This is a genomic window from Escherichia sp. S10b, assembly GCF_028421345.1.
Taxonomy (GTDB): Bacteria; Pseudomonadota; Gammaproteobacteria; order Enterobacterales; family Enterobacteriaceae; genus ECMA0423.
The window spans coordinates 15901-30400 of record NZ_JAHZSO010000162.1; the positions used below are offsets into that span (position 1 = coordinate 15901).

Here is a 14500-nt window from a genome sequence, read left to right on the forward strand (position 1 = left end):
TTCTGGATAATTTTTACCAGAAAAATCACTAATTCTTTCGTTGCTCCAGACGACGCAGAGAACGCTCACGGCGGCTCTCTTCACGACTTCTGTCGAGCAAAATTTCTTCGATAAAGGCCAGATGGCGATGCGATGCTTCGCGCGCTTCTTCCGGCTTACCGGCCATAATCGCTTCAAATATGCGGGTGCGGTGACTACTCACCAGCGGCAGCATCTCGCGACGCGAATAGAGCAATTCGAAGTTCTGGCGGACATTCTGGGCCAACATCGGCTCCATACACCTTAGCAGATGAAGCAGAACCACATTGTGGGCCGCTTCGGTGACGGCAATCTGATACTGGAGTACGGCGTTTGATTCCGCGTCCAGATCGCCAGACTGCTGCGCCAGCTCTATGGCGTGGTGGAGTTCACGGATGCGTTCCTTGTCTTCATCGGTACTACGCAGCGCGGCGTAATAAGCGGCGATACCTTCCAGGGCGTGTCGTGTTTCGAGCAAGTCATACTGTGACTCAGGATGGTCGGAGAGCAGCTCCACCAGCGGATCGCTGAAGCTTTGCCATAGGCTGCTCTGGACAAAAGTGCCGCCACCCTGGCGACGAAGCAACAAGCCCTTCGCTTCGAGACGTTGAATCGCCTCACGCAAGGAGGGACGGGAGACGTCAAACTGTTTTGCCAGTTCGCGTTCCGGTGGGAGTTTTTCGCCCGGGCGGAGAGTGCCTTCGAGGATCAAAAACTCCAGTTGCTGCTCAATCACATCGGAGAGTTTTGGTTGGCGGATTTTGCTGTAGGCCATGAGTTCCTGTCTTAAGCCACTTGCCGAAGTCAATTGGTCTTACCAATTTCATGTCTGTGACGCTAAAGTAACAAAGTATTCACCTTATGTCCATACAGGTTTTGATTGAAATCATGAAACTGTGCACATTTTAACAACTTGACATATATAACGTTTCAAAGTTGTAACTATGCACAAATGTAGACTTTACGTAGGAAAGGAGTTTTTTAACGATTATTAAACTATAAAAATCCGAATTGAACCGATTCACTTACCAATTTTGTGATTTTTAATTCAATTAAAACGAATTTAAATTCATTCTACATATTGAGAGGGGTTGAGGCTGAGCTTTACAAACGGTTTCTTTTTAAGCAACTCATCTTCAACCATGCATAAAGCGGGTGCATTCGCTGCCGCATACCATTATTCTTGATCTGACGGAAGTCTTTTTGTAACAATTCAAACTTCTTTGATGTAAACAAATTAATACAACAAACGGAATTGCAAACTTACACACGCATCACTGCGTAGATCAAAAAAACAACCACCGCACGAGGTTTCATGATGGAAGGTCAACAGCACGGCGAGCAGCTAAAGCGCGGCCTTAAAAACCGCCATATTCAGCTTATCGCGCTGGGTGGCGCGATAGGGACCGGGTTATTCCTAGGTAGCGCCTCCGTAATACAGTCCGCAGGGCCAGGGATTATCCTGGGTTACGCCATTGCTGGTTTTATCGCCTTTCTGATCATGCGTCAGCTGGGTGAAATGGTGGTCGAAGAACCTGTCGCAGGCTCCTTTAGCCACTTTGCTTATAAATACTGGGGCAGTTTTGCCGGTTTCGCCTCTGGCTGGAACTACTGGGTACTGTACGTTTTAGTTGCCATGGCTGAGCTGACTGCCGTGGGTAAATACATTCAGTTCTGGTATCCGGAAATCCCCACCTGGGTTTCTGCCGCCGTATTCTTTGTGGTGATTAACGCCATCAACCTGACCAACGTTAAAGTGTTTGGCGAGATGGAGTTCTGGTTTGCCATTATCAAAGTTATCGCGGTGGTAGCGATGATCATCTTCGGCGGCTGGCTGCTATTCAGTGGCAACGGCGGCCCGCAGGCGACCGTTAGCAACCTGTGGGATCAGGGTGGTTTCCTGCCGCACGGCTTCACCGGGCTGGTGATGATGATGGCGATTATCATGTTCTCGTTCGGTGGTCTGGAACTGGTGGGGATCACCGCAGCAGAAGCTGATAACCCGGAGCAAAGTATACCGAAAGCAACTAACCAGGTTATCTACCGCATCCTGATTTTCTATATTGGTTCGTTAGCCGTTCTGCTCTCACTGATGCCGTGGACCCGCGTTACCGCCGATACCAGTCCGTTTGTGCTGATCTTCCACGAGTTAGGCGATACCTTTGTGGCGAATGCGCTGAACATCGTGGTACTGACTGCGGCGCTCTCCGTGTACAACAGCTGCGTATATTGCAACAGCCGTATGCTGTTTGGTCTGGCACAACAGGGTAATGCGCCAAAAGCGCTGGCGTCTGTCGATAAACGTGGTGTACCAGTAAATACCATTCTGGTGTCTGCACTGGTAACGGCGTTGTGCGTACTGATTAACTACCTTGCCCCAGAGTCCGCTTTCGGACTGTTAATGGCGCTGGTGGTATCTGCACTGGTAATCAACTGGGCGATGATTAGCCTGGCGCATATGAAATTCCGTCGCGCCAAGCAGGAACAAGGCGTGGTAACTCGCTTCCCTGCTCTGCTTTATCCGCTGGGTAACTGGATCTGCCTGCTGTTTATGGCGGCGGTACTGGTGATTATGCTGATGACCCCAGGAATGGCGATTTCGGTATACCTGATCCCGGTATGGCTGATCGTGTTAGGTATCGGCTATCTGTTTAAAGAGAAAACCGCCAAAGCCGTAAAAGCGCATTAATCTCTCTACGCCCTCACCCGTACAGGGTGAGGGCAATAATCTTTACACCAACGCCCCGTAAATCGTCAGTAGTGCAATCACCACCACGACCACGAACGAGGTTTTCTTCGCCATTGAAACCGCTGCCTTCGGCGTCTCCACCTTATCGACATGCGGTTCACGCGCCAGAGAGAACTGCGCCAGACGCGTTAACACCTGATACTGCGAAGTATGGAAATCACCCAGCGAAGCAAACCAGGCCGGTAACGCTTTCTCACCATGACCGATCAAGGCATATACCACACCCGCAAGACGAACCGGCACCCAATCCAGTACATGAAGCACGGCATCAATGCCGGACTGTAAACGATGATGCGGCGTCTGATATCGCGCCAGCCAGTATTGCCATGCACGCAAAAACGCATACCCCATCAGCGTAACGGGTCCCCAGGTTCCCCCCACAATCAGCCAGAACAGCGCTGCAAGATAAAAACGAAAGTTAATCCACAGCAATGCATTTTGCAGCTCACGCAAATACTCACGTTCGTCGCAGCCTGCCGGGACGCCGTGAATCATGGTGAGTTCGCCAGCCATCGTGGCACGGGCATGGCTATCATTACGTGAAGCAGCTGTCAGATAAGCATGATAATGAAGACGAACTTTACCTGCGCCAATACACAGCAAACCAATCAGCAGCCACACCAGTAGCGTGGGAACGTTGAACAATACTCCCTGCAATGCGCGTAACAGTAAAAAAGTCACGCCCATCGCAATAATGGTCATGCCTAACGTGCGCCCGAGAGAAAAATGTTTCACCCGCCGAAAGAACGCTTCAAGACGATGATCAAGCTGCCAGTGCTCGCCCAACTTAAACAGGCGCTCGAAAATTAACACCAGTAAGGTTGTAAATAGCGTCATGTTGTCTCCTTGCTGACCAGCACACGAAACCGTGCCCAATCAAATGCAGGACCGGGATCGGTTTTCCGATCCGGCGCAATATCACAATGGCCCGTCATGTTTTTAGCGATATCCGGATAGCAATCAATCAGTGCCCGCGTAACCGCCGCAAGCTGTTGATACTGCGCATCGGTATACGCCAGCGTATCGGTGCCTTCAAGCTCAATCCCAATAGAAAAATCATTGCAGCGTTCGCGCCCCTGATACTGAGAGACTCCCGCATGCCATGCACGTTTATCGAAAGGAACATACTGGACTATTTCACCATCACGGCGAATCAAACAGTGAGCGGAGACGCGCAAATGGGCGATCTCAGCAAAGAAAGGATGTGCCTGCGGATCAATAGTTCCAGTGAATAATGCGTCGATCCACGGACCGCCAAATTCGCCTGGCGGCAGGCTAATATTGTGCACCACCAGCAGGGTGGGTGTTTCGTCATCCGGGCGGCAATCGTAATGTGGTGAGGGAACGCGGCGCGCGCCAACCAGCCACCCCTGTTCTAACAACATGCAGGATCTCCTTATATGTGGTGCTAATACCCGGTTCAGAGTAGCATGTTTCTACCTTATGATTCGTTAGCTATCTGGAGTTTTAACATGCCGCCTCGCCGCTATAACCCTGACACCCGACGTGACGAGCTGCTGGAACGCATTAATCTCGATATCCCCGGCGCGGTAGCCCAGGCGCTGCGGGAAGATTTAGGCGGAACAGTCGATGCCAACAATGATATTACGGCAAAACTTTTACCGGAAAATTCTCGCTCTCATGCCACGGTGATCACCCGCGAGAATGGCGTCTTTTGCGGCAAACGCTGGGTTGAAGAGGTGTTTATTCAACTGGCAGGCGACGATGTCACCATAATCTGGCATGTGGATGACGGCGATGTCATCAATGCCAATCAATCCTTGTTCGAACTTGAAGGCCCATCCCGCGTGCTGTTAACGGGCGAACGCACTGCGCTTAATTTTGTGCAAACCCTTTCAGGAGTTGCCAGTAAGGTACGCCACTATGTCGAATTGCTGGAAGGCACCAACACGCAGTTGTTGGATACGCGCAAAACCTTACCCGGCCTGCGTTCAGCTCTGAAATACGCGGTACTTTGCGGCGGCGGAGCGAATCACCGTCTGGGGCTTTCTGATGCCTTCCTGATCAAAGAAAACCATATTATTGCCTCCGGCTCAGTGCGCCAGGCGGTCGAAAAAGCGTCCTGGCTGCACCCGGATGCGCCAGTAGAAGTCGAAGTAGAGAATCTGGAAGAACTTGATGAAGCCCTGAAAGCAGGAGCCGATATCATCATGCTGGATAACTTCGAAACAGAACAGATGCGCGAAGCCGTCAAACGCACCAACGGCAAGGCGCTACTGGAAGTGTCTGGCAACGTCACTGACAAAACACTGCGTGAATTTGCCGAAACGGGCGTGGACTTTATCTCCGTCGGTGCGCTAACTAAACACGTACAAGCACTCGACCTTTCAATGCGTTTTCGCTAATAGTTGACAGATTTATCCGCTCCATCGCGGGCGGATAATCTCCCCTTCCCCAACTTTCTTCGTAACGCCTCGCAAATTTCTTGTCTTTCGCTGCAACGAAATAAAAAACCTCGGAATCTGCTTTCCCGTTTCGTTTTTTGCCCCTCGCCTGTGCTGATGGCGTTTGCCAAAGTAGCGCCAACCAAATCAAGGAGCGAAACAGATGGACAAGCAACGCGGTTTTACACTTATCGAACTGATGGTGGTTATTGGCATCATTGCCATTTTAAGCGCCATTGGTATTCCCGCTTATCAAAACTACCTGCGCAAAGCCGCACTCACCGACATGCTACAAACCTTTGTGCCTTACCGTACCGCCGTAGAGTTGTGCGCGCTGGAACATGGTGGATTAGATACCTGCGACGGTGGCAGCAATGGCATTCCCTCGCCTACCACCACCCACTATGTTTCAGCCATGAGTGTGGCAAAAGGCGTGGTGTCGCTGACCGGGCAAGAAAGTCTCAATGGACTAAGCGTCGTCATGACACCGGGTTGGGATAACGCAAACGGCGTCACCGGCTGGACGCGCAACTGCAATATTCAAAGTGACAGCGCATTGCAGCAAGCCTGCGAAGATGTCTTCCGCTTTGATGACGCCAACTAAGGAGCGGCAATGAATATTCCACAGCTCACGGCCCTGTGTCTGCGTTATCAGGGAGTCTTGCTGGATGCCAGCGAAGAAGTGGTTCATGTTGCGGTGGTCGATGCCCCCTCACATGAGTTGCTGGACGCATTGCATTTCGCTACCACCAAACGTATTGAGATCACCTGCTGGACGCGCCAACAAATGGAAGGTCACGCCAGTCGCACACAACAGACATTGCCCGTAGCTGTTCAGGAGAAGCATCAGCCCAAAGCAGAGTTGCTAGCTCGAACGTTACAATCTGCGCTGGAACAACGCGCGTCTGATATTCATATCGAACCAGCGGACAATGCCTACCGCATCCGCTTGCGTATCGACGGCGTATTGCATCCTTTACCGGATGTTTCACCGGATGCCGGAGTCGCATTAACCGCCAGATTAAAAGTGCTGGGAAACCTGGATATTGCGGAACATCGCCTGCCGCAGGACGGGCAATTCACTGTCGAACTGGCAGGAAACGCCGTCTCATTTCGTATTGCGACCTTACCATGTCGGGGTGGTGAAAAGGTGGTATTAAGGTTGTTACAGCAGGTGGGTCAGGCACTGGATGTCAACACGCTTGGAATGCAGCCGTTACAACTGGCGGACTTTGCTCATGCCTTGCAACAACCACAGGGACTGGTGCTGGTAACTGGCCCTACCGGCAGCGGCAAAACGGTCACGCTTTATAGTGCCCTGCAAACGCTGAATACCGCTGACATTAATATTTGTAGCGTCGAAGATCCGGTTGAGATCCCCATAGCCGGACTAAACCAGACGCAAATCCATCCGCGTGCCGGGCTCACCTTTCAGGGCGTTTTGCGTGCGTTATTGCGCCAGGATCCTGACGTCATCATGATCGGAGAGATCCGCGATGGCGAAACAGCAGAGATCGCTATTAAAGCGGCGCAAACTGGTCACCTGGTGTTGTCTACCCTACACACTAATTCCACCTGCGAAACGCTGGTACGTTTACAGCAAATGGGGGTCGCCCGCTGGATGCTATCATCGGCGCTTACGCTGGTAATAGCCCAGCGTCTGGTACGCAAACTTTGCCCACATTGTCGCCGGCAGCAAGGGGAGCCCATCCATATTCCAGTCAATGTATGGCCGTCGCCGCTGCCCCACTGGCAGGCACCCGGTTGTGTACATTGCTACCACGGTTTTTATGGTCGTACGGCCTTATTTGAAGTTCTGCCCATAACGCCGGTCATTCGTCAGCTTATTTCCGCTAATACCGACGTTGAATCGCTGGAAACGCACGCACGACAGGCGGGTATGTGTACGCTTTTTGAAAACGGCTGCCTGGCCGTGGAGCAAGGCTTAACCACCTTTGAAGAGTTAATCCGCGTACTGGGGATGCCGCATGGCGAGTAAGCAACTCTGGCGCTGGCATGGCATAACCGGCGACGGCAATGCGCAAGATGGGATGCTATGGGCAGAGAGCCGTGCTTTGCTGCTCATGGCACTACAGCAACAGATGGTTACCCCACTTAGCCTGAAGCGAATCGCCATCAATTCTGCGCAGTGGCGAGGAGATAAAAGCGCGGAAGTCATTCATCAACTGGCGACGCTACTCAAAGCCGGGTTAACGCTTTCTGAAGGGCTGGCACTGCTGGCGGAACAGCATCCCAGTAAGCAATGGCAAGCGTTGCTGCAATCGCTGGCGCACGATCTCGAACAGGGCATTGCTTTTTCCAATGCCTTATTACCCTGGTCAGAGGTATTTCCGCCACTCTATCAGGCGATGATCCGCACGGGTGAACTGACCGGTAAGCTGGATGAATGCTGCTTTGAACTGGCGCGTCAGCAAAAAGCCCAGCGTCAGTTGACCGAAAAAGTGAAATCAGCGTTGCGCTATCCCATCATCATTTTAGCGATGGCAATCATGGTGGTTGTGGCAATGCTGCATTTTGTTCTGCCGGAGTTTGCCGCTATCTATAAGACCTTCAACACCCCACTACCGGCACTAACGCAGGGGATCATGACGCTGGCAGACTTTAGTGGCGAATGGGGCTGGCTGCTGGTGTTGTTCGGCTTTCTGCTGGCGATAGCCAATAAGTTGCTGATGCGCCGCCCTACCTGGCTTATCGCGCGGCAGAAATTGTTGTTACGAATCCCGATTATGGGTTCACTGATGAGGGGACAAAAACTCACGCAGATCTTTACGATTCTGGCGCTGACACAAAGTGCAGGCATTACTTTTTTACAGGGCGTAGAGAGCGTCAGAGAAACAATGCGCTGCCCGTACTGGGTGCAACTTCTGACACAAATCCAGCACGATATCAGTAACGGTCATCCCATCTGGCTGGCGCTAAAAAATGCCGGTGAGTTTAGCCCGCTCTGTTTGCAATTAGTGAGAACGGGAGAGGCATCCGGCTCGCTGGATCTCATGTTAGACAACCTCGCCCATCATCATCGGGATAACACAATGGCGCTGGCGGATAACCTCGCAGCCTTACTGGAACCGGCGTTGCTGATCATAACGGGAGGAATTATCGGTACGCTGGTGGTGGCGATGTATCTGCCAATTTTCCATTTAGGCGATGCGATGAGTGGGATGGGATAACGCTGGCGTGTTGCTCCACGCCAGCGTTGGGAGATTACAGGTTGTTGAAGATGCGGTTTTCTTGTTCCTGCACCCGAATAAACGTGGTGCGCTTGGTCAGTTCTTTCAGGCGTGAAGCCCCAACGTATGTACAAGCTGAACGCAAGCCGCCCAAAATATCACGCGCGGTATTTTCAACCGGGCCTCGCAGCGGCAGCTTAACGGTTTTACCTTCTGCTGCGCGATATTCCGCAACGCCGCCAACGTGACGTTTCATCGCAGACTCGGAGCTCATGCCGTAGAACAGCATAAATTTCTCGCCGTTCTCCTCAACGATGCGACCGCCGCTCTCTTCGTGGCCCGCCAGCATGCCGCCAAGCATGACGAAATCGGCACCGCCGCCAAAGGCTTTTGCGACATCGCCCGGCGTGGTGCAGCCACCGTCGCTGACGATCATTCCGCCCAGACCGTGCGCCGCATCGGCACATTCGATTACCGCAGAAAGCTGCGGATAACCGACGCCTGTTTTGACGCGAGTTGTACAAACAGAACCTGGGCCAATGCCAACTTTAACGATATCAGCACCGGAGAGGATAAGCTCCTCACACATTTCACCAGTCACTACGTTGCCAGCACAAATGGTTTTGGTCGGCCACGCTTCACGCGCTTTCGCAACGAACTGCACGAAGTGTTCGGAATAACCATTCGCCACATCAATACAAACGAAGTTTAATGCCGGGTTCAGGTCGAGAATCTGTTTAGTTTTTTCGAAATCCGCATCAGACGTACCGGTAGAAACCATCACATGTTTCAGCACATCAGCGGAAGAATTGTTGATAAACGCTTGCCACTCTTCGACAGAATAGTGTTTATGCACAGCAGTCAAAATATCAAAAGAAGCCAGCGCAGAGGCCATAGAAAATGTACCTACGGTGTCCATATTTGCGGCGATAATTGGCACGCCGGACCAGCTCTGACCTGAATGTTTGAAGGTGAATTGACGTTCCAGTTCAACATCGGAACGGCTTTTAAGAGTGGAGCGTTTAGGGCGGATGAGAACGTCTTTAAAACCTAACTTCAGATCTTCTTCAATACGCATGTGCGGATTCCTGGGGTTAATGGCTATAAGGGTAAGAGCGCAACTCCAGTGACGCTATCATACGCACTAATCAATGCGGCGCAAGACTGCGAAATTGTCTTTTTTTACGCTACAATCCCATAAATTTACCTGGTAAATAGTGAGCGAACGTTTCATCAATTTCGCTTTCGTGCACTCATTTTTAACGTTTTGATAATCATGATGAATTCCCGGGAATATAAATTATGAGGTATATAGTTGCCTTAACGGGAGGCATTGGCAGTGGCAAGAGTACCGTTGCCAATGCGTTTGCTGATCTCGGAATTAACGTCATTGATGCCGATATTATTGCGCGTCAGGTGGTTGAACCAGGTGCACCTGCGCTACATGCCATTGCTGATCACTTTGGCGCTAACATGATTGCTGCTGATGGAACATTGCAGCGCCGGGCCTTGCGCGAGCGGATCTTCGCCAACCCGGAAGAGAAAAACTGGCTTAACGCCCTGCTGCATCCGCTGATTCAGCAAGAGACGCAACACCAGATCCAGCAAGCTACTTCCCCCTATGTACTGTGGGTTGTGCCATTGCTGGTAGAAAACTCACTGTATAAAAAAGCGAATCGAGTGCTGGTGGTGGATGTCAGCCCAGAAACGCAACTTAAGCGCACCATGCAGCGCGATGATGTAACTCGCGAGCATGTCGAACAAATCCTTGCTGCTCAGGCAACGCGCGAAGCCCGCCTTGCCGTGGCAGATGACGTCATTGATAATAACGGCGCACCGGATGCTATCGCATCGGATGTTGCCCGCCTGCACGCACACTATTTGCAGCTTGCGTCGCAGTTTGTCTCACAGGAAAAACCGTAATGCAGACCCAGGTCCTTTTTGAACATCCACTAAATGAAAAAATGCGTACATGGCTGCGCATTGAGTTTTTGATTCAGCAACTCACCGTTAATTTACCCATCGTTGACCACGCTGGCGCGCTGCATTTCTTCCGTAATGTCAGTGAATTACTGGATGTTTTCGAGCGCGGCGAAGTCCGCACTGAGCTGTTGAAAGAACTTGACCGGCAGCAACGTAAACTCCAGACCTGGATTGGCGTGCCTGGCGTGGACCAGAGCCGTATTGAAGCATTAATTCAGCAGTTAAAAGCGGCGGGGAGCGTATTAATTTCCGCGCCGCGTATCGGGCAATTTCTGCGTGAAGATCGTTTGATTGCTCTGGTGCGTCAGCGACTGAGCATCCCAGGCGGCTGTTGCAGCTTTGATTTACCTACATTGCACATTTGGCTGCATCTACCCCAGGCGCAGCGCGACAGCCAGGTAGAAACCTGGATTGCCAGCCTGAACCCGCTCACCCAGGCACTTACCATGGTGCTGGATTTAATTCGCCAGTCGGCTCCCTTCCGTAAACAAACCAGCCTGAATGGTTTTTATCAGGATAACGGTGGCGATGCCGACTTGCTGCGCCTGAATCTGTCGCTCGATTCACAGCTTTATCCGCAAATTTCCGGACATAAGAGCCGTTTTGCCATTCGTTTTATGCCGCTGGACACTGAAAACGGACAGGTACCGGAACGTCTGGATTTCGAACTGGCCTGTTGCTAAGGAGTGAAAATGTCAGAAACTATTACGGTGAATTGCCCAACCTGCGGGAAAACGGTGGTGTGGGGTGAAATCAGCCCGTTTCGGCCATTTTGCTCCAAACGTTGTCAGTTGATCGACCTCGGAGAATGGGCTGCTGAAGAAAAACGAATCCCCAGCAGTGGCGATCTTTCCGAAAGCGATGACTGGAGCGAAGAGCCAAAGCAGTGACATTTGTCTGATGCCGCACGTAGGCCTGATAAGACGCGGACAGCGTCGCATCAGGCATCTTGTGCAAATGTCGGATGCGGCGTGAACGCCTTATCCGACCTACAGACGCTTAAGCTTCGCAATTACCGGTTCATTGGCTGGCGGAAAATCATCGGCATTAAGACCGACTAGCGACATCCACTCACCGGGTTGCCCTTCTTTACCCCACGGCTCCCCTTCCCAGCTTTCGACCAGCCAGAACCACAGAGTTATATGCCTGTCCGGGAATTCATATTCCAGTTTTTCAAATAGCGAAAAATGTTGTGGGGTAATCCCGACTTCTTCCTGAAGTTCACGCACCACCGCCTGTTCCGGCGTTTCGCCCATTTCAATTTTACCGCCGGGAAACTCCAGTTTATTCGCCATGTGCGCATCTGCTGCGCGACGCGTTATAAAGATTTCATTGTTCTCGTTGCGAATAATACCTACCGCAATTTGCAGCTTTTTCATTGTCTTAAACCTATAAAAAAGGCGCAGAATCCTGCGCCTTTTACTTCAACTGTTAGCTTTTATTGCAGGCGACCATGGCACTGCTTGTATTTTTTACCAGAACCGCACGGGCAAGGATCGTTACGTCCTACTTTGCGCTCACCGGTTTGCGCCGCCAGTGCAGCTGCGGCTGCAGAGTCGTCATCCTGATGGCTAAGCTGCTGCATTTGCGCTAAACGCTCGGCTTCCATACGACGCTGTTGTTCCAGCTCCTCAACCTCTTCAGGCATACGTACCTGGACTTTGCTCAGCGTGCTGATAACTTCATATTTTAACGACTCCAGCATCGCTGCAAACATGGAGAACGATTCACGTTTGTATTCCTGCTTCGGATCTTTCTGTGCATAGCCACGCAGGTGGATACCCTGACGCAGATAGTCCATCGCTGCCAGGTGCTCTTTCCACAGGGAGTCAAGCGTTTGCAGCATGACGCCTTTCTCGAAGTGACGCATCATCTCAGCACCAACCACTTCTTCTTTACGCTGATACACTTCGATGGACTGCGCCAGAATGCGCTCACGCAGCGTCTCTTCATGCAGTTCTGGTTCTTTATCCAGCCACTCGGCAATTGGTAAATCGAGGTCGAAATCGTTCTTCAGACGTTCCTGCAGCCCCGGAATATCCCACATTTCTTCCAGCGACTGTGGCGGAATGTAGGCATCAATGGTGGCTTTGAACACATCTTCACGAATGCTGTTGATGGTTTCGCTCACATCGCTGACATCCAGCAGTTCGTTACGCTGGGAGTAAATGGCGCGACGCTGATCGTTAGCCACGTCATCATATTCCAGCAGTTGCTTACGAATGTCGAAGTTACGGCTTTCAACTTTACGCTGGGCGTTGGCAATCGCTTTAGTCACCCACGGGTGTTCAATGGCTTCGCCTGGCTTCATACCCAGTTTACGCATCATGCCGGATACTCGGTCGGAAGCAAAAATACGCATCAGCGCATCTTCCATCGACAGGTAGAAACGGGAAGAACCAGCATCCCCCTGACGACCAGAACGACCGCGCAACTGGTTATCGATACGACGGGATTCGTGACGCTCGGTACCGATGATATGCAGGCCACCTGCTTCCAGTACCGCATCGTGACGTACCTGCCAGTCGGCTTTAATTTTTTCAATTTGCTCTGCGGTCGGATTTTCCAGCGCGGCAACTTCTGCCTGCCAGCTACCACCGAGCACAATATCTGTACCACGACCCGCCATATTGGTCGCGATAGTCACCGCAGCCGGATAACCTGCCTGAGCAACAATCGCCGCTTCGTTGGCGTGGAATTTGGCGTTCAGGACGTTGTGCTTAATACCGGCTTTGGTCAGTTCGTTTGACACCAGCTCCGATTTTTCGATGGAGATAGTACCCACCAGCACCGGCTGGCCTTTCGCAGTACGTTCTTTGATATCTTCAATGATCGCCTGAATTTTTTCCGCTTCAGTCATGTAGACCAGGTCCGGCAGATCTTTACGAATCATTGGACGGTTGGTCGGAACAACGACGGTATCCAGCTTGTAGATGGAGCTAAATTCGAAAGCTTCGGTATCAGCAGTACCGGTCATCCCCGCCAGTTTTTCATACAGACGGAAGTAGTTCTGGAAGGTGATCGAAGCCAGCGTTTGGTTTTCGTTCTGGATCTGCACACCTTCTTTCGCTTCCACAGCCTGGTGCAGACCATCGGACCAGCGACGGCCCTGCATGGTACGACCGGTGTGTTCGTCAACGATGATAACTTCACCATCTTTAACGATGTAGTCGACGTCGCGGGTAAACAGCGCATGAGCGCGCAGCGCCGCCGTTACGTGGTGCATCAGCATGATGTTGGCCGGAGAGTACAGAGACTCCCCTTCATCCATGATGCCCTCTTTCACCAGCAGTTCTTCAATCAGCACCAGACCACGTTCGGTCAGGTTCACCTGGCGAGATTTTTCGTCCACCGAGAAGTGGCCTTCGCCCTGGAAGGTTTCGGAGTCTTCTTTTTCCTGACGGATCAGGTGCGGAATAATTTTATTCACGCGTTTATACATTTCCGAGCTGTCTTCTGCCGGGCCGGAAATGATCAGCGGTGTACGCGCTTCATCGATCAGGATGGAGTCCACTTCGTCCACCAGCGCATAGTGCAGTTTACGCTGTACACGTTCTTCAGGGCTGAACGCCATATTGTCGCGCAGGTAGTCAAAGCCGTATTCGTTGTTCGTACCGTAAGTGATGTCAGCTGCGTAAGCTTCGCGCTTTGCCGGTGCTGGCATGCCCGGCAGGTTGATACCGACAGTCAGGCCAAGGAATTCAAACAGCGGACGGTTGTTTTCGGCGTCACGTTGCGCCAGGTAGTCGTTGACGGTAACTACGTGCACGCCTTTACCGGTTAGTGCGTTCAGGTAAGCAGGCAGCGTTGCGGTCAGGGTTTTACCTTCACCGGTACGCATTTCGGCGATGCAGCGTTCGTTAAGAACCATACCGCCGAGTAACTGAACGTCGAAGTGACGCATACCAAAGACGCGCTTACTTGCCTCACGTACCACGGCGAAAGCTTCCGGGATCAGATTTTCCAGCACTTCGCCTTTTTCCAGACGTGCACGAAACTCTGCGGTTTTCCCTTTCAGTTCTTCGTCGGAGAGTTTTTCCATCTCCGGTTCCATGGCATTGATGATGTTGACCACTTTGCGCATCCGGCGCAGGGTGCGATCGTTACGACTACCGAAAACTTTAGTTAACAATTTGATTAGCATAATAAAATCT

Annotated in this window: 15 protein-coding genes; 8 read left to right on the forward strand and 7 right to left on the reverse strand. The window is 51.7% G+C overall.

What is annotated here, in order from left to right; all coding sequences use genetic code 11:
- Positions 1-28 precede the first annotated feature (28 nt).
- Complete coding sequence (gene pdhR / locus FTE26_RS11995) at positions 29-793, reverse strand: pyruvate dehydrogenase complex transcriptional repressor PdhR (RefSeq protein WP_000331776.1); 765 nt, start codon at positions 791-793, stop codon at positions 29-31.
- Between the two features lie 540 nt (positions 794-1333).
- Here pdhR and aroP point away from each other — a divergent pair.
- Complete coding sequence (aroP, locus tag FTE26_RS12000) at positions 1334-2707, forward strand: aromatic amino acid transporter AroP (RefSeq protein WP_000969915.1); 1374 nt, start codon at positions 1334-1336, stop codon at positions 2705-2707.
- Positions 2708-2749: 42 nt separating this feature from the next.
- On the opposite strand, the gene ampE is transcribed toward aroP, so the two are convergent.
- Together ampE and ampD are read right to left on the reverse strand one after the other, a co-directional pair.
- Entirely contained in the window at positions 2750-3604 is an 855-nt protein-coding gene (ampE, locus tag FTE26_RS12005; protein WP_000172000.1) for a beta-lactamase regulator AmpE, read from the reverse strand.
- Entirely contained in the window at positions 3601-4152 is a 552-nt protein-coding gene (ampD, locus tag FTE26_RS12010; RefSeq protein WP_000923721.1) for a 1,6-anhydro-N-acetylmuramyl-L-alanine amidase AmpD, read from the reverse strand. The genes ampE and ampD overlap by 4 nt, the downstream gene beginning before the upstream one ends.
- A gap of 87 nt (positions 4153-4239) precedes the next feature.
- Here ampD and nadC point away from each other — a divergent pair, with 87 nt between their 5' ends.
- The 4 genes from nadC (at position 4240) to hofC (ending at position 8363) form a co-directional block, all read left to right on the forward strand.
- Positions 4240-5133 carry a carboxylating nicotinate-nucleotide diphosphorylase gene (nadC, locus tag FTE26_RS12015; RefSeq protein ID WP_001135174.1) on the forward strand — a complete coding sequence of 298 codons (894 nt, stop codon included), beginning with the start codon at positions 4240-4242 and terminating at the stop codon, positions 5131-5133.
- A gap of 202 nt (positions 5134-5335) precedes the next feature.
- Positions 5336-5776, forward strand: a complete 441-nt coding sequence (gene ppdD, locus FTE26_RS12020; RefSeq protein ID WP_000360895.1) for a prepilin peptidase-dependent pilin — start codon at positions 5336-5338, stop codon at positions 5774-5776.
- A 9-nt stretch (positions 5777-5785) separates the two neighbouring features.
- Positions 5786-7171, forward strand: coding sequence for a type II secretion system protein GspE (gene gspE, locus FTE26_RS12025; protein WP_001025174.1), 1386 nt, complete (start codon positions 5786-5788; stop codon positions 7169-7171).
- On the forward strand, positions 7161-8363 hold the full coding sequence (gene hofC, locus FTE26_RS12030) for a protein transport protein HofC (protein WP_000157236.1): 1203 nt from the start codon (positions 7161-7163) through the stop codon (positions 8361-8363). Before gspE ends, hofC begins: the two co-directional genes overlap by 11 nt.
- Positions 8364-8397: 34 nt before the next feature.
- On the opposite strand, the gene guaC is transcribed toward hofC, so the two are convergent.
- Both guaC and FTE26_RS12040 read right to left on the reverse strand, forming a co-directional pair.
- Positions 8398-9441, reverse strand: coding sequence for a GMP reductase (gene guaC / locus FTE26_RS12035; RefSeq protein ID WP_001217338.1), 1044 nt, complete (start codon positions 9439-9441; stop codon positions 8398-8400).
- A gap of 155 nt (positions 9442-9596) precedes the next feature.
- Positions 9597-9641 (reverse strand): protein YacM, encoded by a 45-nt coding sequence (locus tag FTE26_RS12040; RefSeq protein WP_120795372.1) that lies wholly within the window; start codon positions 9639-9641, stop codon positions 9597-9599.
- 24 nt (positions 9642-9665) lie between these two features.
- Between FTE26_RS12040 and coaE the strand changes: the two genes are divergently transcribed.
- Genes coaE through yacG form a run of 3 tightly spaced genes read left to right on the forward strand, consistent with a single transcriptional unit; the run spans position 9666 to position 11236 of the window.
- On the forward strand, positions 9666-10286 hold the full coding sequence (gene coaE, locus FTE26_RS12045) for a dephospho-CoA kinase (protein ID WP_001269520.1): 621 nt from the start codon (positions 9666-9668) through the stop codon (positions 10284-10286).
- The gene (zapD, locus tag FTE26_RS12050; RefSeq protein WP_001194734.1) at positions 10286-11029 is read left to right on the forward strand and encodes a cell division protein ZapD; all 744 of its coding nucleotides are present in this window, start codon (positions 10286-10288) and stop codon (positions 11027-11029) included. Before coaE ends, zapD begins: the two co-directional genes overlap by 1 nt.
- 9 nt (positions 11030-11038) lie before the next feature.
- Positions 11039-11236: a DNA gyrase inhibitor YacG gene (gene yacG, locus FTE26_RS12055; protein WP_000005042.1), complete on the forward strand. Its 198-nt coding sequence runs from the start codon at positions 11039-11041 to the stop codon at positions 11234-11236.
- A 99-nt stretch (positions 11237-11335) separates the two neighbouring features.
- Here the strand turns inward: yacG and mutT are convergent, their stop codons facing one another.
- Both mutT and secA read right to left on the reverse strand, forming a co-directional pair.
- A complete protein-coding gene (mutT, locus tag FTE26_RS12060; RefSeq protein ID WP_000736013.1) occupies positions 11336-11725 on the reverse strand; it encodes an 8-oxo-dGTP diphosphatase MutT in 390 nt (129 codons plus the stop codon).
- Positions 11726-11784: 59 nt separating this feature from the next.
- Positions 11785-14490, reverse strand: a complete 2706-nt coding sequence (gene secA / locus FTE26_RS12065) for a preprotein translocase subunit SecA (RefSeq protein WP_000905789.1) — start codon at positions 14488-14490, stop codon at positions 11785-11787.
- Positions 14491-14500: the final 10 nt, after the last annotated feature.